Origin of the sequence: Kibdelosporangium phytohabitans (assembly GCF_001302585.1) — a bacterium.
GTDB classification, from domain to species: domain Bacteria; phylum Actinomycetota; class Actinomycetes; order Mycobacteriales; family Pseudonocardiaceae; genus Kibdelosporangium; species Kibdelosporangium phytohabitans.
Map to the genome: position 1 here is coordinate 5,028,978 of NZ_CP012752.1, position 22,935 is coordinate 5,051,912.

Consider the following 22,935-nt stretch of genomic DNA (forward strand, 5'->3'; position numbering starts at 1 on the left):
TTGAACGGCGCGTTATGGTGGGTTTCTCGTGGGTCCAGCAGCGTGGCTCTTGTGGTGCTCGACGCATAGGAGCGGTCATGGTCCGTGAAGGTCCGCCCGTCATGTCCCGTGCAGGCTCGCATCTGCGGATGATGGCCGAATCGCGGCCCGACGGTGGTGTGGTCGTGCGGATCAGCGGCGCGATCGACGCGGACAACAGTCGCGCCCTCGACCATTACCTGCGGACCCGGCTGCCCGCCGAGGCGCGTTATGTCGTGGTCGATCTGGCCAGGGTCGAACTGCTGGGCGCCCGCGGCGTCCGGACGTTGATCGAACACACCGACCGGCTGGCCTCGCAGAGGCGCCGGCTGCTCACCGTGGCCGCCAACCCGCTCGTGCGGCGAGTGCTGGATTCGATGCACGTCGCCGCGAACCTCCGGTTGCACGACAGCCTGGCCGCGGCGGTGGACGTCGGCGCCACGCACAGCGAACCCGAGGAGGCCGGCGCCGGGGCGGATCCCGATGTGGTGAGCGACCTGCTGGCGCAGATCTACGGGCTGCGCGAGGCGCTGCGGACCCGGACGGTGGTCGCGCGGGCCCTCGGCGTGGTGCGCGAACGCTACCGCCTGGCCGATCCGGCCGCGTTCGACCTGCTGCGCGACAGCGCCCAGCGCCACAACATCCGGCTCTACACGCTCGCGCGGGCGCTGCTCAACGCGTCGGCGCCGCAGGGGCCGGTCTGGTTCCCCGGACGGTTGCGCAGACCCGCGCCGTCCTTGTCCTTCGTCGAACTGCAGCCCCATCTGCGTGGCAATCGCAGCGCGACGCTGAACGCGTTCCTCGAAACGGCGGCGGGCTACGTGCGGACCACCATGGCGTCGGTGCGCCTGGTGGACGGGCCCGGCGAGGTGCTGCGCACGGAACAGTCGCTGAACCTGCCGCCCGCCGTCGCCGACCACCTCGCCGGAACGGAGAAACCGCCGAGACCGGCCGAGAAAGCCGGTACCGTCATCGTCGCCGACGTCGCGGCGGCGACCGATCTGGACGGCAGGGAAGTGCTGCTCGGCGCCGGTGTCCACGCGTCGCAGAGCACGCCGCTGCTCACCGTCGACGACCAGTTCTTCGGGGTGGTCACCACGTATCACGCGGACTGCGGCTTCGTGCCGTCCAAACTGCAGTGCGCCCGGCTGGGGCACGCCGCGACCGAGATCGCCACCTGGCTGGACTGGCACGCCAGGACGGTCGTGCTCGACGCGCTCGAACACGTCCACAGCTGCGCGAGGTCCGCTGGCCGGTGAGCAACCGGTTTCGCTGACCGGTGGTGGGTTCAACGCGAAATCCCACTGGGTACGTGATAGGCGCGAAACCCAGGAGGTGCGTTATGCGGTTGCGGCGCAGTGATCCGGCTGGGCCGGGACTGACCCGGCGGCGACGGGGCAAGAACTGGCAGTACCTCGACGACTCGGGCAGCCCCGTGGTCGCCGAGATCCGTGAGCGGTGCGCCGGCCTGGTGATCCCACCGGCCTGGCGTGAGGTCTGGATCAGCCCGCACCCCAACGGCCACATCCAGGCGGTCGGCGTCGACGACGCGGGCCGCCGCCAGTACATCTACCACGAGCAGTGGCGCAGGGACCGGGACGAGGAGAAGTTCGAACGCGTCCTCGACCTGGTCGAGCACCTGCCGCAGTTCCGCGAGGCGATCGACACCGACCTGGCCGACCGCGGCCTGACGTGCGCACGGGTGCACGCGGGCGCGCTGCGGATGCTGGACCGCGGGGTGTTCCGCACAGGCGGCGAGGAGTACTCCGACGACAGCAGGGGCGTGGCCACGCTGCTGCGTGACGACGTCTCGATCGACCGGGGTGATCTGGCGTTCTGCTTCACGGCGAAAGGCGGTATCGAGCGGCAGCTGCGGATCGCGGACGCCAAGCTGGCAAAGCTGGTCAAGGCGTTGCGGCGATCCGCCGCGGACACCGACCGCCTGCTGGTGTACCGCGACGGCCGCAAGTGGCGCGAGGTCCGTGCCGACTCGATCAACACCCGGTTCAAGGAGCTGACGGGTGAGGAGTTCACCGCGAAGGACCTCCGTACGTGGAACGCGACCGTGGTGGCCGCCGTGGAGTTCGCCCGCGCCGAGCGGCCCGGTTCCAAGACCGCGGCCAAACGCGCCGAAGCCGCCGTGTTCGACCAGGTGGCCGGTCAGCTCGGCAACACGAGGGCGGTCGCCCGTCGATCCTATGTGGATCCCCGAGTGGTCACGTCCTTCGCCGCGGGCAGGACCATCGACCTGGACCACGCGGGTGATCGCAGGGAGATCGAGCTGGCGGTGCGCGACCTGCTCAGCCGGGCGAAGGCCTGAGCACGTCGTCGACAAGGGCGTCCACCAGGCCGCGGGGCACGCTCGACCCGGTCAGCGCGCGGTAGACGACCGGGCCCGCGATGGCGTCGACGACGGCGTCAGGACCGAGGCTGGGTGAGATCTCGCCCGCCTCGACGGCACGCGCGAGCATGTCGCGTTCCTGCTTGCGCCGGGGGCCCAGGTAGCGCGCGTGCAGGCTTTTGGCTGTGCCGGGGTCGTGCTGCGCCTCGGCGATGAGGGCGAGCAGGACCTGTCCGGCCGGGTCGCGGGTGACGAATCGGGCGAAGCCGCGGAAGTAGCCGCGGATGTCCGTGGCCGTGGCCGCTTGCGCGGGAACGGGAAGGCGTTTGGCGGTGTCCTCGATCAGTGTGTCGAGCAGGACCTCGACCTTCGACGGCCACCAGCGGTAGATCGTCTGCTTGGCCACGCCCGCGCGACGCGCGATCGCCTCGACGGTCAGCGCGTTGAACCCGTGCTCGACGAGCAGGTCATCCGCGGCGTGCAGCACGGCGAGGCGTGCTTGCTCGTCGCGGCGGTTGCCGGAGTGCGTCCTGCGGGGGTTCGGGGCGGGCATGTGAGCCACGGTACCCGGCATTCGCCTTGCGATTCGCCGCCCGCGCCGTGTTATTGTCTAGACGCAACGTCGCGTCTAGACAAATTTCTTACCACCAAAGGAGAACGACATGTCCGACCGGCAAGCACTGGTGATCGGAGCGTCAAGGGGACTGGGCCTCGTCCTGGCCGGCGAACTCGCCCGGCGCGGCTGGCGCGTCGTCGCCACCACCCGGCAGAGCGGCGGCAGGCTGCGAGCCGATGCCGACGCCTCGAACGGGCAGCTCACCGTCGAGTCACTGGAGATGACCAGCCCCGGGGAGGTGACCGCGCTGCGCGAACGCCTGACCGGCACACGGTTCGACCTGGTCCTCGTCAACGCCGCGATCGACCGGGGCGACCTGCCCATCGCCCAGGTCCCGACCGGCATGTTCACCGAAGTGATGATCACCAACGCGTTGAGCCCGTTGCGCGTGCTCGAAGCGTTCCGTGAGCTCGTCACGCCCGGCGGCACGGTCGCGGTGATGTCGTCCGAGCAGGGCAGCATCTCGCTGAACACCGAGGACGGTTACGAACTCTACAAAGCCAGCAAGGCCGCGTTGAACCAGCTGATGCGCAGCTACGCCACCCGGCACGCCGGCGACGGGCAGACCAAGCTGCTCATCGACCCCGGCCACAACCAGACCCAGCTCGGCGGGCCCGACGCGCCGCTCCTGCCCGAGGAGAGCATCCCGGCCGTCGCCGACGTCCTCGAAGCGCAGGCGGGCGCACCGGGCCTGCAGTTCCTCGACCGCCACGGCAAGACCGTGGCTTGGTAGATCCGGGTCAATCCAGGCCGGGCAGCAGTTTGTCCAGCGTCACCGGGAGGTCGCGTACGCGCACACCGGTGGCGTGGTAGGCGGCGTTGGCGATCGCCGCCGCCGTGCCGACGATGCCGATCTCGCCGATTCCCTTGCTGCCCATGGGGTTGACGTGCGGATCGTGCTCGTCGACCCAGTACGCCTCGATGTTGGCGGCGTCGGCGCACGTCGCGATGTGGTACTCGGCGAAGTCGTGGTTGACCACGTGCCCGGTGGCGGGATCGAGGACGCTGTTCTCGTGCAACGCCATGGACATGCCCATGGTCATACCGCCGATGAGCTGGGAACGGGCCGTTCTCGGGTTGACGACCCGACCGGCCGCGAACACGCCGGCCAATCGGGGGACGCGGATCTCACCGGTGTCCGCGTGCACCCGTACTTCGGCGAACTGGGCGCCGAAAGCGTACAGCGCGTACCGTTCGCTGGCCCGGTACTCGGGCACCTGGCCCTGGGCCTCGTCACCGTCCTGCGGGTCCTGCCCGAACTTGTCACGGAACGCCCTCGCCGCTTCGACAATCGCCGTCCCCCAGGTGCTCGTGCCCGACGATCCACCCGCGACGGACGCGAACGGCTGCTCGGTGTCGCCGATCCGCACGTCCACCTCGTCGGCTGGGACGCCGAGGGCGTCGGCGGCGATCAGGGCGAGCGTCGTCCATGTGCCGGTGCCCAGATCCGCGGCACCGATCTCGGCGACGTACCGACCGTCCTCGAAGCGAACCGTGGCATCGGACTTCGGCATCCGCGACGCCGGGTACACCGACGAGGCCACGCCGGTGCCCACGAGCCAGCCACCGTCCCGCCGTGCACCCGGGCGTGGGTCCCGATCCGCCCAGCCGAACCGCTCGGCGCCGTCCCGCAGGCACGTCACGAGGTTGCGGCTGGAGAACGGGTTGCCGGACTCCGGGTCGCGCTCGGGCTCGTTGCGGATCCGGAGCTCGACCGGGTCGATGCCGAGCCGCTCGGCCAGTTCGTCCATGGCCACCTCGGGGCCGAACATGCCGGGGCACTCGCCCGGGGCCCGCATCCACGACGGAACCGGGACGTCCAGCGCGGCCAGCCGGTGCGAGGTGGCGCGGTGCGCGGCGGCGTACATCATCCTGGCCGCGACCGCGGTCTGTTCCGCGAACTCCTTGATCCGCGAGGTCTGCTCGACGACGTCGAGCGCGATCGCCGACAGCCGCCCGTCCTTGGCGGCGGCCAGCCGGACCCGCTGGATCGTCGGCGTCCGGTACCCGACGAGACTGAACATCTGCTGCCTGGTGAGGGCCAGTTTCACCGCGCGGCCGGGAAGTGCGCGCGCACCCATCGCCGCCGCGATCACGTGCGCGTGCGGCATTCCCTTGGAGCCGAAACCACCGCCGACGTACGGACAGATGACGCGGACCTGCTCCTTGGCCAACCCCAGCACCTTGGCCACCGTCGAGCGCACCGAGTGGACGCCCTGCGTGGAGTCCCAGAGCACCAGGTCGCCGTCGTTCCACAACGCCGTGGTGGCGTGTGGTTCCATCGGATTGTTGTGGTACATCGCCGTGGAATACGTCTGGGTCACCGTGACGTCGGCTGCTTGCATGGCTGCGTCGACGTCGCCTGTGCTGGTGTCCGTGGCGAAGCTCGGATTGACTGTGTCGGGCTTGTAGAGGTCGTCGCGGTCGGCTGACAGCGTGACATCGTGTGGCTGCTCGGCGTAGGTGAACGAGACGAGTCCGGCGGCCTGCCGTGCGACCTCGGGCGTTTCCGCGATCACCAGTCCGACGATCTGCCCGCGGAACGCCACCTCGTCGGTCTGCAGCACAGCCAGTTCTTTGTCCTCAGTGGAGGCGAGCCGTTCGACGTTCCGTGGCGTGAGGACGGCCAGGACACCCGGTGTGGCTTCGGCCTCCGCCGCGTCTGTCGCGGTCACACGGCCGCGGGCGACGTCCGCTTGGATCAAGTGGCAGTAGGCCGGGTTGTCCACGGGCGCCTCGTTGGCGTAGGGCGCTGTGCCCGAGACCTTGCTTGGCCCGTCCCTGCGGGCGTGGTCCTGCCCGATCGCCTTGGGTTGCAACAGATCGGTCATGACAACTCCCGCAACACGGCGACGAGGGCACGAGTGACCAGCGGGATCTTGAAGCCGTTGCCGCCATCGATGCCGTCCAGTGCCCGCGCGCCGGCGAGTTCAGCCTCGGCGGCCTGCCGATAGGCCGCGACCTCAGCGGGTTTTCCGCGCAGCACCTGTTCGGCTTTGTAGGCACGCCAGGGTGTGTGCGCCACACCACCCAACGCGATGCGGACGTCACGGACCACGCCGTCGGCCACGTCCAATGCGGCCGCGACGGACACCAAGGCGAACGCGTAGGACGCCCGGTCGCGCACTTTGCGGTACCGCGACCGGCCGGCCATGGGCGACGACGGCAGCTCGATCGCCGTGATCAGGTCACCGTGCTGCAACCTGGTGTCCTTGTCGGGCATCTCACCGGGTAGGCGGTGCAGGTCCACGAACGGAAAGGACCGTTCCCCGTCGGCTGTGAGCACGTGCACCTTCGCGTCCAACGCGGACAGCGCCACCGCCATGTCCGACGGATGTGTCGCCACGCAGTGCTCCGACGCGCCCAGGATGGCGTGGTACCGGGTGTAACCGCCGATCGCCGAACACCCCGACCCCGGGTCGCGTTTGTTGCACGGTGTCGTGACGTCTTGGAAGTACACGCACCGCGTCCGCTGCAACGGATTGCCGCCCGTGGTGGCCATGTTGCGCAGCTGCCCGGACGCGCCGGACAGCAAAGCCTGGGTCAGTGCGGGATAGCGTTGCCGGACACGCGGGTCGGCGGCCAGGTCGCTGTTGCGTACCCCGGCGCCGATCCAGAGCCCGCCGTCGCGGTCCTCGATCGCGTCCGAGGTGACGGCGGTGATGTCGACGAGCAGGTCCGGCTCGATCACACCCAGTTTGAGGTGGTCGACCAGGTTGGTGCCGCCGGCCAGGAACGTGGCCGCGGGACTCGCCGCCACGTCGCGCACGGCGGTGGCGGCGTTCGTGGCGGATCGGTAGTCGAACGGTTTCATCCCGCCTCACCCGCTGCCTGCCGCAACGCGGGAACGATGTTGGCGTACGCCCCGCAGCGGCACAGGTTTCCGCTCATCCGCTCGGCCAGCTCCTCGTCGGTGAGGTCGGGGGTCGCGGCGACGTCCGGCGTGACATGGCTCGGCCAGCCGCTGGCGAACTCGTCCAGCATGCCCACGGCCGAACAGATCTGGCCGGGCGTGCAGTAACCGCACTGGAGGGCGTCGTGGTCGACGAAAGCCTGCTGCACAGGGTGGGTCACCCCGGCCGCGGTGGTGACGTCGGCGCCGTCACAACTCACCGCTAGTGTGAGGCAGCTGAGCACCCGGCGGCCTCGCAACAGGACGGTACACGCCCCGCATTGCCCGTGGTCGCAGCCTTTCTTGGGACTCGTGTCCGCCAGCTGTTCCCGCAGGACGTCCAGCAGCGTGGCACGGGTGTCGACGGCGACTCGGTGCGGTTGCCCGTTCAGCCGCAGAGTGATCGGCGTCATTGACCCCGGCTACCCCGGATGGCGACCGGCAAACTCACGCCGGCCGGAGTGCCTCCGGCTTGTGCACCGCCTCGCCGCCGCTTTTCTCACTGCGGACCAGGTACTGCGGGTCGTCCTCGGACGCGCGTACCGTCCGGCCACCGGCGTGCGTGTCCTCGGTGATCTTGCGCACGACGACGCCGACCGCGGTGCCGCCGTGGCTGTCCCACTCGACCTTGTCGCCCTTCCGGAAAGTCATCAGGGTCTCCTTTCGTGACGTTAACCTGGGGGAAGTTCCGGGTATGCCTGCAGCCATGACGAGTGCTGCCGACCACGACAACCTGCTGGGCATCTACCTCAACGACCACTTGGCGGGTGCGGCCGCGGGGGTCGAGCTCTCCCGTCGGCTGGCTGGTGCGGAGCGGGGCGAGCCGCACGGCCCGGCGCTGCGTGCGCTGGCCCGGGAGATCGAGGAGGACCGGTCGGCGTTGCTGGAGATGATGCGAGCGCTCGACGTGTCCGTCCAGTCCTACAAGACCTGGCTGGGCTGGGTGGCCGCCAAAGCCGGCTCGTTGAAGCCGAACGGCAGGCTGCTGGCCCGCTCGCCGCTGAGCCGGGTGGTGGAGCTGGAGATGATGCGCCTGGGTGTGGAAGGCAAGGCGGCGTGCTGGCGCACGTTGCGGATACGCGCGGAACACGATGCGCGCCTGGACAATTCGCGCTTGGACAAGCTGATCCTGCGGGCGAACGACCAGGTCGAGCGACTGGAACAACTGCGGGTGCTCGCCGCGGCCGACGCTTTCGGCGGATCGACGGCCCCGGTCGACGGTCGGTAGACGCGTGACAGAAGTGTCGATCACAGCGTGCTCCAGGCAGTGACCAGGTCGTCGACGAACTCGCGGTAGGCCTCGTCGCGGTTCTCGGCGCGGAGCACCGCCGAGGGATGCACGGTCGCTGTGATCCTCGCGGTGGCGTCGGGCAGGTCGAGCAGTTCGCCACGGTGCTGTGTCACGCGGAAGGACGGGCCCAGCAGTGCCTTGGCCGCGACGGCCCCGAGACACACCACCAGTTCGGGTTCGACCTCGGCCAGTTCCCCGAGCAGCCACGGGTGGCACGCCACCACCTCGGTCCGGCCGGGTGTCTTGTGGATGCGGCGCTTGCCCCGTTCGGTGAACTTGAAGTGCTTCACCGCGTTGGTGAGGTACACAGTGGACCGGTCGATACCGGCCTCTGCCATCGCCCGGTCGAGCAGCTTGCCCGCCGGCCCGACGAACGGCTCACCGGCGCGGTCCTCCTGGTCGCCCGGCTGTTCGCCGACCATCATCACCCGCGCGTGCGCCGGACCGGTCCCGAACACCGTCTGAGTGGCGTCCTTGTACAGGTCACAGTTGTGGCACGCGCACGCGGCGTCTCGCAGCTGGGCCAGGCTCATGTCGTGGGATTACCCGGTCTGCGGGCTGTCTACCGTCGCGGGGCGCGGTCGTCAGTGGCCGCCGCCGCTGACGACCGCACAGGTCACGACTGAAGTGCTTTGGCGAGCTGGTCCCTGTTCATGCTGGACGCGCCGCTGATGCCCGCGTTGCGGGCCTGCTGGAGCAGTTCCTCCCTGGTGGCGTGGCCGGGCATGTCTCCGAGGTGCTTGGCCCTGCTGGTGACGAACGCCTCGCCCAGCTGCGCGCGGCGCGGGGCGTCGAGGCGGCTGCGCATGCCGGGGAGGAGTTTCGACTCCTCTTCCTTGACGTGGTGGGTCACCGAATCGATGACTTTGCCGAGCACCTTCTCGTACTCGGCGGACTCGGTGTCGGTCTTGGCGAGCTCGACAAGCAGTTGCTCGGCTTCGGCGTGCTCCTGCTGGCTGTGCTCGACCTCGTCGGTCTCGTCCGCGTCGCTCTTGGCGACCGGGTACACCTCCGCTTCCTCCGCGCGGCTGTGCGCCACCAGCAGCGAGCACAGCACGGGCGTCAGCAACGGCCGTTTGTGCGGCTGGTTCTTCAGTTCGTCGAACAGCCGCTCGACTTCGCGGTGGTCGTCCATGATCAGGTCGACGACATCCACGGTTACCTCCGTCAGTTCGGGGTGGGGATGGAGGCGTACCCGCGAAACCCCGGAATACTCGGCCGCGAGGTGTTCCGAAAAGGGTGGTGTACGGGCCCGGATTCGGGGTAAGGCGCCTGGTGCCCGGGGGCCGTAAATCGCTTGCTGAGCGCGGGGCACTGGGAGACAGTGGTGCCCATGACGTTCTGACGGACAGCACCTTCGTCATCCCGACCCCACGGCGCCGCGCCGCGTCGTCATGCCGTCCTGCCACACCAGTGAATGAAGAGAGCGTCTTGTCTGTCCACCAGTCCTCGCAGTCCGCCGTCGAGCAATCCCCGGCAACCGTCACCGTGTTCGCGTCTCCGTCCAGCTGGATCGAGTCCGACGCCTTGGCACAGTGCGACCAGGTCGCCGCCCTCGACGGCATGACGCACGTCGCCGCCATGCCGGACCTGCACCCGGGCAAGGGCGCGCCGATCGGCGCGGCCATGACCTCGAGCGTGCTGTACCCGCTGCTGGTCGGGTCCGACATCGGGTGCGGTATCGCGGTGTTCCCGATCAAGCTCAAACGCGCTGTGCCCGCGAGGCTCGCGGGCAAGTTCCCGGACCTGGACCACGCACCCGGCGCCGACGACCCGGCATGGGACTTCGTGGACAGCGAGATCCCCGGCGGGCACCGCGACGGCCTCGGGACACTCGGCCGCGGCAACCACTTCGCCGAACTCGCCCGCATCGACACGGTCTTCCACCCCGAGCACGCCGAACGCCTCGGCCTCGCCTCCGGTGACCTGGTCCTGATCGTCCACAGTGGCTCGCGGGGCCTGGGTGAGCGGATCCTGCGCGCTCACACCGAGGTGCACGGCGCGGGCCCGGCACCGGATCCCGAGGCGTACCTGGCGGTGCACGACGACGCCGTGCGCTGGGGTTGCCTCAACCGCCGTCTGCTCGCGGCCCGGATCGCGCTCGCACTGGGCGCGAAGGTCACGGAGCCGGTCGTGGACATGTGCCACAACTCGGTGGAGATCCGGGACGGCGCCTACCTGCACCGCAAGGGTGCGGCGCCGGGCGACGGCTGTGACGTGCTCATCGCGGGTACGCGCGGCACTCACTCGTATCTCGTGGCGGCACACGCGGGCGCGGACGCCAACTACTCCGTCGCCCACGGTGCCGGCCGGAAGATGTCTCGTGCGGACGCACTCCGCAGGGGCCGGGCGAAGCACACGGTCGAGCAGTTGCGCACGACGCCCGTGGGGTCGCTCGTGGTCTGCGGTGACCGTCAGTTGCTGTTCGAAGAGGCGCCCACGGTTTACAAGCGCATCGAGCAGGTGATCGGTGACCTCGTCGAGCACGAGCTGGCCACGCCGATAGCCACCACGGTTCCCGTGATCACCTACAAGACAGCCGATCCCGGGTACTCACCACAGCAGAGCGGCCGCAAACGACGCCGGCCGTGAGCCCGTTTGCCCCGGCCCCACCTGGGTAATGATCAGGTATGGCTGATGATCCGCGGTTGAACCGCGGTCCGTGGCGGGACGGTCTCGACGACCGGACGGTCGCGGCTGTGGGGGCGTTGACCGAAGCACTGGAAACCGTCGAGGTGGCACGCGGGCATCTCTACGCCTTCCACCAGCTGACCGGCTCAGCCGACATCAAACTCGAACGGGCGATCACCCAGCTGGCGGAAGCCGGGCACACGGCGCTGGCCCAGCGGCTGTCGCGGGAGCTGCTGGGGCGCAACGTCCTGCCCGGCCGGTGGACCTTCCAGGTGGTGGAGGACTACGAGGAGACGTACTACGAGCCGTTCCGTGACCTGGAACGGCAGGCACGTGAACTCACGCGAGGAGCCCGGCACGTGCACGAGGCCGACTTGAAACGCGACCGGCGCACAGCAGGCGAACCGGGACACGAGGCCACCGCCCAGGAACCGGCGCAAGACTGACCAGCCCACCGCAACCCCCTGAGGAGCGCGCGCCGGCGACGAGCAGGCGACGCTGATGCGGACGCGATCTAATCGCGTGCGAATCCCTGGTCGGTCACGCGACAGACCTGATCGATCAGGGCGTGCACGATGAACCGCTGGTGCCACTCGAGCCACGCGGTCACCTCACCGGCGGCGTGATCGAGTTTCGCCTGCTGCATCGCGTTCGGTCGCCGTGCCGGCGTGGTGTGATACGTGGACATGACGCCTTTGCAGCGCCCGGTGCGCGTGCGCAGTGGCACGCACGTCACGCTCTCGATACCGGCGTCGCGGAGCAGATGCCGGGTGGTGGATTCGTTGAATACCGGGTGCTTCCCGGTCACGGAGACCGTCACCGGGCCGATTCGTCGCAGCGCCGCGGTGGTGAGCCAATGGCCCTCGTGCCGCAGATGCGTCACGAGACCGGCAGACATGCCCTTGTGGTGGTCGAGTCGGAGCGCTCCCGCAGCGGTACCGGGCGCGGCGATGTCAGCCGCCTCGGCAGCGGTGTAGCCGAGCACGGTGCCGAGGAACTGGTCGAGGATCACGCCACGGTGAGCGTTTGCCCGGGTGCCGAAGGTCAACTGCGGGGGCGGCAACGTGAAATGGCGGACCGTCCGGTGGGATTCAGGTGCGCTGAGCAGTGCGCCGGCCAGGAACTCGACGGTCGTGCCAAGCCGGTACGCCACGTCCCGCAGCAGAGCCGACGCGAGGTCCTCGTCGGTGACGCCGTGGTGTTCGAGGAGCAGTTCCAGCGCCGCACGGATGGTTTCCGCGCCACCCGCTGCGGCCACCGTCGACCGCGGGCGGCTGGCGAGCGCCGCGCACAGAGTGGGGTGGGCGCGGAGGATCGTGGCGGTGTCGGTGGCATCGAGGAGGCGGCGGATCTCCGCGTCGGCGACGGTCAGCAGATGCCTGCCGCTGGTGGCCAGGCGGTCGGCGTGACCGAGCAGCAGCCGGATGCCGGACGCGCCGAGCAGGTCGACCTCGGTGAGGTCCACCACGACGAACCGGGAATCCGGCGGGACCCGGGTGTGCAGGTGGTGGTCGAGCACGCGGCTGGTGCTGGCGTCGATCTGGCCGCGTACGTGCACGATTGTCGTCGACTCCGCCTGGTGGGTCCGCGCGGTGACCCACATGTGGGGATCGGACAGGTACACGTCGGGAATCGGACGGTTCGTGGGCGCCATGTGCGTGTCTCCGCCCGTTGGCGCGGGCAACGGCCTGCCTGTCCACCGTACGGGCACGGTGGGGCGTCCGCTGAACGGAATCGGCCCAGCTGGTTGCCGAGGACGGCGGAACTGGCCGAACATCGGGGAGGTGAGCTCCGCATGGCATGAGATCCCCGGACCGGAAACCACAGGCCCGGACGGCAACCTGGCCGGCATCGCGGCGGCGGGCGGACTGCACGCGTTCCAGCTGGGTCTGCACGAGAAGTACGGACCGGTGGCGCGATTCGAGCTGCCGAACACCAGGGTGGTGTCGGTCGCCGACCCGCAACTGCTGACTGCGACGTCGCGGATCAACCAACGCCCGCGGGAACTGTTCGAGTTCCTCCCCGTTGTTCGAAGCGGGCAACCTGCAGACCATCCCGGCTGACGAACACGTGCCGTGGCGGCGGTTGTTGTTGTCGGCACTGGGCAATCATCGGTCGCACGAGGAGCATTTCGAGGCGTTCACCGCGCTGACGGTCGAGCTGGCCGACCGGTGGGTGGCCACGGTGGGGGAGGTGGCGCTGCAGGAGGATCTCGGTGAACTGTCGTTGCGGCTGATCTGCCGGTCCGCGCTGGACGGCGACCTGGGGTCGTCCCGCCGGACCAGCGCGGCCTGATCGCCGAATGCGTGGCCCGGCAGTACGGTTTGCCGTCCACATCGGGGGAAACCGGAGCGGCCGAGAAGCTGGCCCACGTCCGCGAGACGGTCACCCGGGTGCTGACCGCCGAGCAGCCCGGCACCGGTTTGGTGGGCATGCTGGCCGATTCGGGATGGGATCTCGCGCGGATCCGGGACACCGTGCTGGTCGTCGTGATGGCCGGGTACCACACATCAGGTGTCGCGGTGTCGTGGGCGTCGCACCTGCCGGCCGGGCATCCGGAGATCGCCGGGCGCCTGCGTGCCGAACTCGACAGCGTGCTCGGTGAGCGTGCCGCGCCGGCATACACCGACCTGCGATCGCTTGATTGCCTTGACCGCGTTGTGAAAGAGGCGATGCGGCGCTGTCCGCCAGGCCCGTACGCGGCAAGGGAACCGGCCGAGGACCTGGTGCTGGGCGAGTACCGCGTCGCGGCCGGAACCACGCTGATGTACCCGATCTGGGCGATCCACCTGAACCCCGCGCACTGGCCCGATCCGCTGCGGTTCGACCCCGACCGGTTCACCGCGGCGGCGGCCGCGGGACGGCCCAGGTTCGCGTTCATCCCGTTCGGGTCCGGGCCGCGCAGCTGCGAAGGCGCGGCGCCGGCCACGGCCGAGATCAAGTTGATGCTTGCCGTGCTGGTCAAGCGTTTCGAGTTCACCCCCGTGCCCGGCCACGTCGTCACCCCGGTGTTCCCTGACGCAAGGGGAAATCCGCCGGGATGGGGACGGCCGGTCCCGCGGACTGCCGACCGGGCCGAGCGGGAGCTCGACACCACCCGCCGGTGCAGGAAGCAATGATCGAGAGCCGATTTGCCGGATTCCGGATCAAGCCAGGCGACTGCCGGATAAAGTTCGCGCATGACCAATCCGTGGGGGACTGTGGTTTCCGCAGTGCGATCGAGGCCGCACGGCCGTGTCAGCGTCACGTTCACGCCGCAGGGCTGGGAGGTCCGGCGTTGCCCGGTCGCGTGGGACGAGCTGAGGGTCTGGTTCTGGTGGAGCTTCGGGCTCAGCCTGGTCCTCGCGTGGATCGGGGCCATCCCGGTCTTCGCGTTCGACGCGCCGAAGGAGGTCGCCTTCCCCTTCGCGCTGCCCGGCGCGTTGCTGCTGGCCGGCCTGCTGATCTACGGCCTGGTCGCCGCCGTAGTGGAGTTCTTCGGCTCCATCCTCGTGGTCTTCGGCCTGCTCACGCGCAAGGGCAGGCGGCGTCTGTTCGCCACGCCCGCGCGTACGCCCCAGGGGCTGCTGATGGTGTTGCCCGCGCACGCTGTCGTGGGCGCCCGCGCGACCCACCACTGGCGCCGGGTAGTGGTCACCGTTCGCATGGTCGACGGGGTGGAGTTCCGTTATTCGCGATTCGGAATGCGCCGGCACCGCCAAGCGCTGCAATCCGGTTTCGCCGGGATTCTCGGTAATCGCCTCCAGGCCCAGCACGCCTGAGCTGTGCCGGCCGCGTTCGTCCTCTTCGCACACCTCATTCGATACAGGCTCTACGGTGGGTCGTATGCGACACATAGGAATCCTCGGCCACTCGATTCCGGGTTCGGCGCACTGCTACCAGGCGATCGCCCGGCACGGTGAACAACGGCTGGGCGAGCACCAGCACCCGGACGTGACCCTGGACTGCATCCCGATGGGACGCAGCATGCCCGCGTGGGAATCCGGCGACCGCGCCGCGATACGGGAGATCCTCGCCGAAAGCGTCGAGCGGCTCGCCCGCGCGGGATGTGACTTCTACGTCTGCCCGGACAACACCGCACACCTCGCGCTCGACCTGCCGGGCCCGTCGCTGGCGTTGCCGGGCCTGCACATCGCCGACGTGGTGGCCGCGGAGGCCGCCGCTCGCGGTTTCCGGTGCGTCGGCATCCTCGGGACGCGGTGGACGATGACCGCGCCGATGTACCCCGAGGCGCTCGCCGCGCACGGCATCGACAGCAGGTCGCCGTCCCCGGCCGACCAGGACGACATCCAGCGGATCACGTTCGGCGAGCTGGTGCGGGGTGTGTTCACGCAGGAGGCGCGGGAGCGGTTCGCGGCCGTCGTCGAATCGTTGCGTTCCGAGGGCTGCGACGCCGTGGCGCTGGTGTGCACCGAACACCCGCTGCTGCTGACGGCGGACGTGGCGCCCCTGCCGACGCTGGATTCGACCGACTTGCTGGCCCGCGCCGCCGTCGACGAGGCACTGAAAACCTGATCGTGTCGTGTCACGCGGGCGAAGGTGGGTAACCGCGTTGCATGGTGAGCTTCGGGTATTTCCTGTCCTGTGAGGAATTCGGGCCGCACGAGCTGGTGCGCCACGCGAAACTGGCCGAGGCGGCCGGGTTCGAACGGCTGTGGATCTCCGACCACTTCCACCCGTGGAACGGCGAACAGGGGCAGAGCCCGTTCGTGTGGTCGGTGATCGGCGCCTTGTCGCAGGTGACCACGCTGCCGGTGACCACCGCGGTCACGTGCCCGACCGTCCGCATCCACCCCGCGGTGATCGCGCAGGCGGCGGCGACCGCGGCGGTGCAGCTGGAAGGCCGGTTCGTGCTCGGCGTGGGCAGCGGCGAAGCGCTCAACGAGCACATCCTCGGCGACCGGTGGCCCTCCGCGGGGGTGCGGCTGGCGATGCTGGAAGAAGCGGTCGAGGTGATCCGCAAGCTGCACGGCGGTGGCGAGGTGACGCACCACGGCAAGTACTACACCGTCGAGAACGCCCGGATCTACACGGTCCCCGACGAGCCCGTGCCGATCTACGTCTCGGCTTTCGGTCCCAAGGCGGTGCGGCTGGCCGGTGGGATCGGCGACGGGTACATGAGCGTCATGCCGGACGGCGACCTGGTGAAGAAGTTCCGTGCGGCGGGTGGCGAGGGCAAACCCACCCAGTCCGGGCTGAAGGTCTGCTACGGGTCGTCCAAGGAGAAGGCCGTGGAGACCGCGCACCGGCTCTGGCCCAACGAGCAGCTGCCCGGTGAACTGGCCCAGGTCCTGGCCACCCCGCGGCACTTCGAGCAGGCGTCGCAGCTCGTGACGAAGGAAATGGTGGCAGGCGCGCTGCCGTGCGGCCCCGATCCCGAGCCGTACCTGGCCGCTGTACGGGAGTACGTCGACGCGGGCTTCGACGAGGTCTACATCCAGCAGATCGGACCGGACCAGGACGAGTTCTTCGACTTCTGGCGTACCAAGGTGCTCCCCGAAGTCCAGGGCTGAGACCCTGCTGGGCGGGACGATCCCGCTCACCGTGAGGTACGCGGCGCTCGCCGGTCGCGAGGGGCAGGTCGCGGACCACCAGCGTGAGGCTTCTCGTGGCCGGGGACCGGGCGGTCACCGGCCGGTGAAGGCCGCCCTGCCAGGCCCGTCGACCAGGAACGAACGGACACCGGCACGCAGGTCATCGGTGTCGAACAGGGCGGCCGCGACCCCGGTGACGTGCTGGTCGGCCTCAGCGACACCGCCGTGCTCGTAGTGTGCGAGCACCTGCTTGGTCGCCGCGTGCGCCCTGGTCGGGCCACTGGCCAGACGAGTGGCGTACGCGCGTGCGGCCTCGTCGAAGCCCTCGTGCGGCAGCACCTGGTTGACCACGCCCCACTCGTGCAACCGGCCGGCGGCGTAGCGGTCCCCGGTGAACACGAACTCCTTCGCCCGCGCCACTCCCGCACGGGCGGCGAGCCGCTGCGTGCCACCCATCGCCGGGGTCAGGCCGATCACGTTCTCGACCAGGCCGAACTTGGCCCGCTCGGACGCCACCAGCAGGTCGCAGGCCAGCGCGACCTCGAACGCCCACGTCAAGCACAGCGCGTGTGCGGCGAAGACCGTGGGGAACGGCAACGCGGCGATCCGGTCGGGGATGTCGAGCATCCGGTCGAACAGGGCCTTGGCCTGCGCGACGTCGGCCTGCGCGTCGAACAGGGACACATCGACCCCGCCGCTGACCACCTTGCCCTCGGCCCGCAGCAGCGCCGCCCGCGGCGGCTCGGCCTCCAGCAGCCCGATCGCCTCACCGAGTTCGTCCTGCACCTGCGTGGTGTACAGGTTCAGCGGCGGCGCGTCGATCGTGAGCACGGCCAAGTCGCCCGGCTGCCGGTCAAGGCGGATCAACTGCACGTCTGGCTCCCGTCGTCGGCGTCAGCGCCCGCAATATATCCACGCGTGGGTCGTCGCCGGCCAACGATGTGATCACCGCCGCGAATGCGTTCCAGGTTTGTCATCCGGCGAGGAATGTCCAGGTCGCCGGTGTTGTCCGGTGACCTGAGATCTGCTCCGGAGACCCGCGGTGGACTGCCCACACGAATCGCGCTTGTTCGATCACCGCCGCAGGCTTTCCCACTGTCGAGCCGGTGGCGCACTTGTAGTGTGGCGGTGTGGAAATTGTGGCACGGATTGGTGGCGGCTCGCCCGTCGGCCGACTGATGTGCCATCCTCGGCTGCCGTTGATCGCCGCCCTGGATTCGGAACGCCCGGCGGTCCGCGTCTGGGACGTCGGCGGTCAGCGCCTGCGTGAGGTCTGGCGTGCCGGCGCCGAGTCGGATGTCTACGGGGACGAGCACGGCTGGGCCAAGTTCCAGCGGATACCAGTGGTGGCATGGCACCCGGATCAGCCGTGGCTCGTGGTGAAGAACGAGGACGGCGTGCTGCTGTGGACACCGTCCGGACTGTCCGAACTGGACGGTCTGCCCCCGGGGGCGTCCTACCACAATCTGGCGTTCAGCCCGGACGGCAGCACCTTGTGGGCCGCGCCGGGCGACGAGATCAACTCGTGGGAGTACTCGTCGCACGCCATCGACGTCGCCTCCGGTGCCGTGCACGCGGGACGGCATTGGGACACCGGGGTCGCCGTGCATCCGGCCGGTGGACTGGTGGCCACGTTGTCGAGTGACCAGGGCGCGACACACATGTTGTTCGCCCGGCCATCTCAGGTGATGCGCGTGCTGAACCGTGCGCTGATCCTCGACGCCGACGGCTACCGGACACCGGTGTTCAGCTCGGACGGTCGGTACTTCGCCATTCGTGGCAGCGCGTACGAGCACACCCTGGAGGTGTTCGAGTTCCCCACGTTGCGGCGTGTGCTCGGCACGGTTCTCGGTGAGCCGTATCCCAGCGACGAAGTCTCGGACGAGTGGTGGGAACAACACGAGGCCTGGTCGGCGCACAACATCGCTTTCGGGACGCGGCCCGGCGTGCTCTGGATCGGGACGCCCGCCGGGACGCTGATCGAACTCGACGTCGGCACGCAGGAGGCGGTCGGGCACGACCTGCTGGCGGGAGCCGGGATCACCGCGTTGAGCGCCACGGCGACAGGGGAGTTGATCGTCGCAGGCGGCGCGGGCGAACTCGTGCTCGTCGCGGGTTTCCCGGCGGCGGAACCCGCCGCCGGGTCGACGGTCGCGGAGTTCCTCGCGGACGCTTCCGACATTCCCGACGGCGGCAACCTGGACGAACACCTGATCCTCACCGACGGGACCCGGACCTGGCAGCCAGGCGACCTGGACACAGCGTCCGCCGCGGCGGACACGGACCCCACCTGGCTGCGGCTCAAGGTCGCGATCAACACCCTCGGCGAATAGGCGGTCGCACAGCCGGCACCTTGCCCTCGTGGCGCCGTTCAGCGCCAGTCGCACTGGGCCTCGGCGGTGGTCTTCAGGTCCGCCAGCCACGCCCGCAGCCCCTGGGCGAGGAACTCGCTGGCCAGCGGGGCGTTGGACTCGACCTGCTCGCCGGTGTGGGTCTCCTCCGTGCGGACGATGACGCCGCCGCGGACCCTGACGAAGTTCCAGACGTGCACACCGCGGTCGATCCGCAGGCCCTCGCCGATCGCGGGCCCGGTCCAGCGGATGCACTTGCCCTGCTGGAGCTGCTCGACCGTCGACGTGATCACCAGGGTGGTCGGCGGGGTGACGGGCGTGGCGGGCACGGGCGTGGTCCAGCGGAACTGCGAGCGCTTGCGCAGCGGACCGTGGTCGAGGCGCTGGGCGCTCGTGACGGGTTTCTGCCAGTCCGGCCAGCGGTTGATGTCGGTCTGCACCCGCCAGACGGTCCGCGACGGCGCGTTGATGAACGTCTCGGTGCGGTACCGGACCTTGGCGGACGGATCGACGCCCCGCCCCTGGCACGTCAACGACGACGACGATGCCACCGCCGCGTTCGCGTCGCTGGTCGCGGCCTGCGCCGGCGTGGCCCCGAGGACCGCGGCGACCGGAATGGTGAGCAGGGCAGCTCGGTGGATGGTGCGGGACGCCTTCATCTGTGCCTCCTGGTGGATCTGTGCCGGTTGGTGATGGCTCAACCCTGTCCTGCGGCCGTGTGCTGTCGCGTCGGTGGAAATTGCGTAGATCGCTCCGCCACGCACTCGGCGGTCCACTCGAAAGGAGGCTTCGTGTCAGTATGACGATAAGCTATGTTCGCCTAGAGACGTGTCGATCGTCCGGCACAAGCGAGGGGAACAAGCATGAAGGACCCGGTGGTGATGCTCACCGCCCTGAACCTCGAGTACGACGCCGTCCGGCGGAGGCTCGTCGACCCGCGGGTGTGCCTGCACGAAAGGGGCACGCGATTCGAGGTCGGCACACTCGGCACGACCACGTGCCGAGTGGTGATTGGTTTGACTGGCAAAGGAAACCATTCCGCGGCCGTCCTGGCGGAGCGGGCCATCCAGCAGTTCTCGCCGACGGCGGTGATGTTCGTCGGTGTCGCCGGGGCGCTGTGGGGCACGCCCCTCGGTGACGTGGTCGTGGCCACCCACGTCTACGCCTACCACGGCGGGACCAGCGAGGACGACGGACTGAAAGCGCGTCCCCGTACCTGGGAGATGGCGCACGAGATGGCGCAGCTCGCCGCGCATGTGGGCCGGTCACGCGACTGGGCGGACACCGAACCGGCGCGGGCGAGTCCACCGGGTGTCCACTTCGGGGCGATCGCGGCCGGTGAGATCGTCCAGAACTCGCGCATCTCCCGCGAGGCGGGGTGGATCCGTGAGCACTACAACGACGCGCTCGCGATCGAGATGGAGGCCGCGGGGGTGGCGCAGGCAGGTCACCTGAGCGGAGCGCCGGTCGCGATCATCCGCGGCATCAGCGACCAGGCGGACGGCAGCAAGGCCACCGACGGGGACATCACCCGGCAGCCGGCAGCCGCTGCCAACGCGGCCGCGTTCGCCGCACGGCTGGCTGTGGAACTGGTGGGACAACAGGAGGAGCGCACTTCCATGCATGAGGCTGAGCAGGCTCGGCACCGCGGTGGCAACGTGAACTTCGCGTGGGGCAACGTGGGGATCCAGGCCGCCGACGTGTCCGGCAGCAGCGTGGTGATGAACGCCGTGCCACCCACGACCGGCCCATCGAGCATCGGTGAGCAGATCTCGGCGTTCCGCGAACTGCTGGCGCTCAGTCGTTCCGCCGGACGCCTCGACAGCGCCACCTACGACGCGGCGGCCACCGAACTGGATGTCGCGAGCAAAGCCCTGCGGGACAACACCGCTGCCGGGCGGAGCAAGGTCGTTCTGGCGCTCAAGCGGTTGCGCGATCTTGTCGTGGAGGTGGCCGACCTGTCGGCGAAGGTCGTGGCCGTGATCGCCGCTGTGCAGGGTCTGTCATGATCGAGCACGCGGACAACGCCAACGTCGCCGAAGAAGGTGCCGCCGTCGGCATCCAGGCCGAATACGTGCACAACTCGACCGTGTACCAAGTGTTCGCCGACTCCTCACCGCGACAGAAGTACGAAGTGGGCGTGCGTCTGCTCGAAGACGGCGTACCGAAGCGCGCGAAGGAACTGATCGACGACGCCATCGCGCGGGGGCACGACAACGGCGAGGTGCGTTTCCACTGGATGCTCGCGATGCTCGGCAAACGGTCCCTGCGGGACCTCACCGCGGCTGAGCGGGCTCAACTCGAATGGGTTTGCCAACGCTTGCACAGCTATGCCGACGACGTCTGGAAGCAGTCGCTGGAGGCCGTCTGCGAGCTGGTGAACAGCCTGCGGCGCAACGATCGCGAGTGCAAGTCCGCGCTCGAGCGGCTGCACGGTCTGCCGGTGGCGCAACGCGAGAAGATCGTCCGCCATCTGGATCTCGTGCTCACCGGCGGGATGAAGGACACGGTGTGGGCCGGCAGCCGCCAGAAGGCCGAACAGCGGCAACTGGGCAACGACCGGCGCGAGCGCGTGTGGGCGTACTTCCACCCCGACCCGGTCCCGCCACGTGTCCGTGCCCCGCTTGAAGTGTCCACTGTGCCTGGTGACACGACACGGGCCAAGGCGTGGTCGGTGCTCGCGGTACTCGCCTATGGCCACCTCTGCTGGCTGGTCCTGACTGAGGGCGTGCTGGAATCGATGCTGGCCTGTGCGCTCATTGCCCCGGCCGGGTACTTCGCCGCCCGCCACGGACTGGAATGGCGCTACCGGTCAGCACGGCGGCGGGCCAAGGAGAACGACTTCGCCGTCGACGAGAACGTGCGACGGCCGCCGGAGCCGGGCTTCGCGAACGCCGTGACCCACTCGTTCACGCACTACTTCGGCAGGTACCTGCCGCAGGACGTGGATCGTGAGCAGTGGCTGGCCCGTACCCTCGGTGTCCGGACCACGTTGCGTGACGAGATCGTGGAGGTCTACCGGGAAGAACGGATCAAGGTCGACCGCGTCAACTGGTTGATCGGCTACCTCGCCGCCGATGTCCGGTCACAGTGGACCAAGGGAACCTTGCTGCGGCACCGGGAACGTTATCGCACCGACCCCGTGACGAAGCTGGTGTGCTCGATCGCGCTCGTCGTCGTGGTGGTCGCGACGGTGCTCGTCGCCGTCCTGACGGTTCCCGCGCAGCCACTGCCGGTGCTGGCCGCGTTGACGGCGATGCTCACCGGTGGCCGTTGGGCCGCACAGCGCTGGTACGGCATCGTCAGCGAGGAGCGCCGGTTCGCTGAGGACAGCCAGGACCAGGCCGGACGGCTCGACGAGCGGCAGGCGGCGTACGAGCGGTGGAAAGCCAGGCTCGACAGCACGCGGCCGTCCGAGCACGAGATGGAGACCTGGCTGCGCTGTGACAAGACCATGCTGCTGGACGCCGCACTGAGGCACTACGGGCTGGTGTGGCGGGAGGTCATCACCCACGCGTTCCTGCAGGCGCCGTCGAAGCCCTACCAACGCGCGCGGGTGAAGAACGGGCCGTGGCGGTACTCCAAGTACGACATCCGGCTGTTCCTGATCACGCAGGACGGTGTCCGCGAGGTCAGCACGCGACTCGACTTCGAACGCGTGGACCTCAAGGGCCAGGAGCGCAACAACTACCGTTTCGACGCGGTTTCGTCGGTCCAGGTCGTCGAGTCGGCCGCGACCGGGTGCGCGCTGGAGCTGACGCTGTTCAACGGGCCGTCGAGGAACATCCCGGTCGTCGAGCCCGGTGTGAGCGCGGCGGACGGGGAAAGCCCTGCCGCGCTGTCGGAAACCAGCCTCGATTCGGCAGGTTTCGCCCATACCCTCCACATCCTCGAAGGCATCGCCGCCGAGGGGAAGACCTGGATCGACCGGGACACCCTCGGCAGAACCGGAGCCGCGAGGTGAGCGGCGGCGGTATCGGTGTTCAGGCGGCTGAAACCCCGGGAACAGTTGTATTCGGGGTCACAACTTTCCGTACGGGCGTTTCGCATTTGCCGCCCACAGGCCTGGGAACTGCGGGAACCGCCTTCCCGGGTGCCCGCCGGAATTGTCCATTGAGGACGTATGTTATACCGGCAATCCCCGGTGCTGCTCCATTGGAGGGAAACGGGGGCGGCGGCTTGGAGTAACCGCCGTTGCCGTGATAGAGATCTGCGATCGAACCGGCAACCGCACGGTTGTCGGAAACCGTTCGTCCGCACC

25 protein-coding genes are annotated in these 22,935 nt (G+C 69.2%); 15 read left to right on the forward strand and 10 right to left on the reverse strand.

Annotated features, from left to right (window positions below):
• Nucleotides 1-101 precede the first annotated feature (101 nt).
• A complete protein-coding gene (locus AOZ06_RS22885) occupies nt 102-1,277 on the forward strand; it encodes an ANTAR domain-containing protein (RefSeq protein ID WP_169798965.1) in 1,176 nt (391 codons plus the stop codon).
• 83 nt (nt 1,278-1,360) lie between these two features.
• Complete coding sequence (locus AOZ06_RS22890; protein WP_054291280.1) at nt 1,361-2,338, forward strand: DNA topoisomerase IB; 978 nt, start codon at nt 1,361-1,363, stop codon at nt 2,336-2,338.
• Here AOZ06_RS22890 and AOZ06_RS22895 read toward each other — a convergent pair.
• Nucleotides 2,319-2,912, reverse strand: a complete 594-nt coding sequence (locus AOZ06_RS22895) for a TetR/AcrR family transcriptional regulator (protein WP_054291281.1) — start codon at nt 2,910-2,912, stop codon at nt 2,319-2,321. The two genes, AOZ06_RS22890 and AOZ06_RS22895, sit on opposite strands and share 20 nt — an antisense overlap.
• 109 nt (nt 2,913-3,021) lie before the next feature.
• On the opposite strand from AOZ06_RS22895, the gene AOZ06_RS22900 reads away from it, so the two are divergent.
• On the forward strand, nt 3,022-3,708 hold the full coding sequence (locus AOZ06_RS22900) for an SDR family NAD(P)-dependent oxidoreductase (protein WP_054291282.1): 687 nt from the start codon (nt 3,022-3,024) through the stop codon (nt 3,706-3,708).
• Between the two features lie 7 nt (nt 3,709-3,715).
• Here the strand turns inward: AOZ06_RS22900 and AOZ06_RS22905 are convergent, their stop codons facing one another.
• Genes AOZ06_RS22905 through AOZ06_RS22920 form a run of 4 tightly spaced genes read right to left on the reverse strand, consistent with a single transcriptional unit; the run spans nt 3,716 to nt 7,521 of the window.
• Nucleotides 3,716-5,806: a xanthine dehydrogenase family protein molybdopterin-binding subunit gene (locus AOZ06_RS22905; RefSeq protein WP_054291283.1), complete on the reverse strand. Its 2,091-nt coding sequence runs from the start codon at nt 5,804-5,806 to the stop codon at nt 3,716-3,718.
• Nucleotides 5,803-6,789, reverse strand: a complete 987-nt coding sequence (locus AOZ06_RS22910; protein ID WP_054291284.1) for an FAD binding domain-containing protein — start codon at nt 6,787-6,789, stop codon at nt 5,803-5,805. Before AOZ06_RS22910 ends, AOZ06_RS22905 begins: the two co-directional genes overlap by 4 nt.
• Nucleotides 6,786-7,280: a (2Fe-2S)-binding protein gene (locus tag AOZ06_RS22915; RefSeq protein WP_054291285.1), complete on the reverse strand. Its 495-nt coding sequence runs from the start codon at nt 7,278-7,280 to the stop codon at nt 6,786-6,788. Before AOZ06_RS22915 ends, AOZ06_RS22910 begins: the two co-directional genes overlap by 4 nt.
• Before the next feature lie 34 nt (nt 7,281-7,314).
• Nucleotides 7,315-7,521: a hypervirulence associated TUDOR domain-containing protein gene (locus tag AOZ06_RS22920; RefSeq protein ID WP_417999969.1), complete on the reverse strand. Its 207-nt coding sequence runs from the start codon at nt 7,519-7,521 to the stop codon at nt 7,315-7,317.
• Nucleotides 7,522-7,573: 52 nt separating this feature from the next.
• On the opposite strand from AOZ06_RS22920, the gene AOZ06_RS22925 reads away from it, so the two are divergent.
• Complete coding sequence (locus AOZ06_RS22925; RefSeq protein WP_218922037.1) at nt 7,574-8,095, forward strand: hypothetical protein; 522 nt, start codon at nt 7,574-7,576, stop codon at nt 8,093-8,095.
• Between the two features lie 20 nt (nt 8,096-8,115).
• Here the strand turns inward: AOZ06_RS22925 and AOZ06_RS22930 are convergent, their stop codons facing one another.
• Nucleotides 8,116-8,691 carry a UdgX family uracil-DNA binding protein gene (locus AOZ06_RS22930; RefSeq protein WP_054291288.1) on the reverse strand — a complete coding sequence of 192 codons (576 nt, stop codon included), beginning with the start codon at nt 8,689-8,691 and terminating at the stop codon, nt 8,116-8,118.
• 83 nt (nt 8,692-8,774) lie between these two features.
• Nucleotides 8,775-9,314, reverse strand: coding sequence for a hemerythrin domain-containing protein (locus tag AOZ06_RS22935; RefSeq protein ID WP_236952347.1), 540 nt, complete (start codon nt 9,312-9,314; stop codon nt 8,775-8,777).
• A 275-nt stretch (nt 9,315-9,589) separates the two neighbouring features.
• Here AOZ06_RS22935 and AOZ06_RS22940 point away from each other — a divergent pair, with 275 nt between their 5' ends.
• A complete protein-coding gene (locus AOZ06_RS22940; RefSeq protein ID WP_054291289.1) occupies nt 9,590-10,750 on the forward strand; it encodes an RNA ligase RtcB family protein in 1,161 nt (386 codons plus the stop codon).
• A gap of 38 nt (nt 10,751-10,788) precedes the next feature.
• Nucleotides 10,789-11,235: a hypothetical protein gene (locus tag AOZ06_RS22945; RefSeq protein ID WP_054291290.1), complete on the forward strand. Its 447-nt coding sequence runs from the start codon at nt 10,789-10,791 to the stop codon at nt 11,233-11,235.
• A gap of 68 nt (nt 11,236-11,303) precedes the next feature.
• Here AOZ06_RS22945 and AOZ06_RS22950 read toward each other — a convergent pair whose 3' ends face one another.
• Entirely contained in the window at nt 11,304-12,443 is a 1,140-nt protein-coding gene (locus AOZ06_RS22950) for an STAS domain-containing protein (RefSeq protein WP_054291291.1), read from the reverse strand.
• A gap of 130 nt (nt 12,444-12,573) precedes the next feature.
• Here AOZ06_RS22950 and AOZ06_RS57915 point away from each other — a divergent pair, with 130 nt between their 5' ends.
• The 6 genes from AOZ06_RS57915 to AOZ06_RS22980 all read left to right on the forward strand — a co-directional run bounded on the left by AOZ06_RS57915 (nt 12,574) and on the right by AOZ06_RS22980 (nt 16,302).
• Nucleotides 12,574-12,852: a hypothetical protein gene (locus AOZ06_RS57915; protein WP_054291292.1), complete on the forward strand. Its 279-nt coding sequence runs from the start codon at nt 12,574-12,576 to the stop codon at nt 12,850-12,852.
• On the forward strand, nt 12,815-13,084 hold the full coding sequence (locus AOZ06_RS22960) for a hypothetical protein (protein ID WP_054291293.1): 270 nt from the start codon (nt 12,815-12,817) through the stop codon (nt 13,082-13,084). The genes AOZ06_RS57915 and AOZ06_RS22960 overlap by 38 nt, the downstream gene beginning before the upstream one ends.
• 11 nt (nt 13,085-13,095) lie before the next feature.
• The gene (locus AOZ06_RS22965; RefSeq protein ID WP_054291294.1) at nt 13,096-13,908 is read left to right on the forward strand and encodes a cytochrome P450; all 813 of its coding nucleotides are present in this window, start codon (nt 13,096-13,098) and stop codon (nt 13,906-13,908) included.
• A gap of 60 nt (nt 13,909-13,968) precedes the next feature.
• Nucleotides 13,969-14,550 carry a hypothetical protein gene (locus AOZ06_RS22970; RefSeq protein ID WP_054291295.1) on the forward strand — a complete coding sequence of 194 codons (582 nt, stop codon included), beginning with the start codon at nt 13,969-13,971 and terminating at the stop codon, nt 14,548-14,550.
• Nucleotides 14,551-14,614: 64 nt separating this feature from the next.
• Nucleotides 14,615-15,304 carry an aspartate/glutamate racemase family protein gene (locus AOZ06_RS22975; RefSeq protein ID WP_054291296.1) on the forward strand — a complete coding sequence of 230 codons (690 nt, stop codon included), beginning with the start codon at nt 14,615-14,617 and terminating at the stop codon, nt 15,302-15,304.
• 41 nt (nt 15,305-15,345) lie between these two features.
• A complete protein-coding gene (locus AOZ06_RS22980) occupies nt 15,346-16,302 on the forward strand; it encodes an LLM class F420-dependent oxidoreductase (RefSeq protein WP_054291297.1) in 957 nt (318 codons plus the stop codon).
• A gap of 114 nt (nt 16,303-16,416) precedes the next feature.
• On the opposite strand, the gene AOZ06_RS22985 is transcribed toward AOZ06_RS22980, so the two are convergent.
• Complete coding sequence (locus AOZ06_RS22985) at nt 16,417-17,187, reverse strand: enoyl-CoA hydratase/isomerase family protein (RefSeq protein WP_054296840.1); 771 nt, start codon at nt 17,185-17,187, stop codon at nt 16,417-16,419.
• A gap of 266 nt (nt 17,188-17,453) precedes the next feature.
• Between AOZ06_RS22985 and AOZ06_RS22990 the strand changes: the two genes are divergently transcribed.
• Nucleotides 17,454-18,656 (forward strand): WD40 repeat domain-containing protein, encoded by a 1,203-nt coding sequence (locus tag AOZ06_RS22990; RefSeq protein WP_218922038.1) that lies wholly within the window; start codon nt 17,454-17,456, stop codon nt 18,654-18,656.
• Nucleotides 18,657-18,694: 38 nt separating this feature from the next.
• Here the strand turns inward: AOZ06_RS22990 and AOZ06_RS22995 are convergent, their stop codons facing one another.
• The gene (locus tag AOZ06_RS22995) at nt 18,695-19,333 is read right to left on the reverse strand and encodes an SRPBCC family protein (RefSeq protein ID WP_054291298.1); all 639 of its coding nucleotides are present in this window, start codon (nt 19,331-19,333) and stop codon (nt 18,695-18,697) included.
• A gap of 204 nt (nt 19,334-19,537) precedes the next feature.
• Here AOZ06_RS22995 and AOZ06_RS23000 point away from each other — a divergent pair, with 204 nt between their 5' ends.
• Nucleotides 19,538-20,683, forward strand: a complete 1,146-nt coding sequence (locus tag AOZ06_RS23000; protein ID WP_054291299.1) for a 5'-methylthioadenosine/S-adenosylhomocysteine nucleosidase family protein — start codon at nt 19,538-19,540, stop codon at nt 20,681-20,683.
• Nucleotides 20,680-22,638: a hypothetical protein gene (locus AOZ06_RS23005; protein ID WP_054291300.1), complete on the forward strand. Its 1,959-nt coding sequence runs from the start codon at nt 20,680-20,682 to the stop codon at nt 22,636-22,638. Before AOZ06_RS23000 ends, AOZ06_RS23005 begins: the two co-directional genes overlap by 4 nt.
• Nucleotides 22,639-22,935 lie beyond the last annotated feature (297 nt).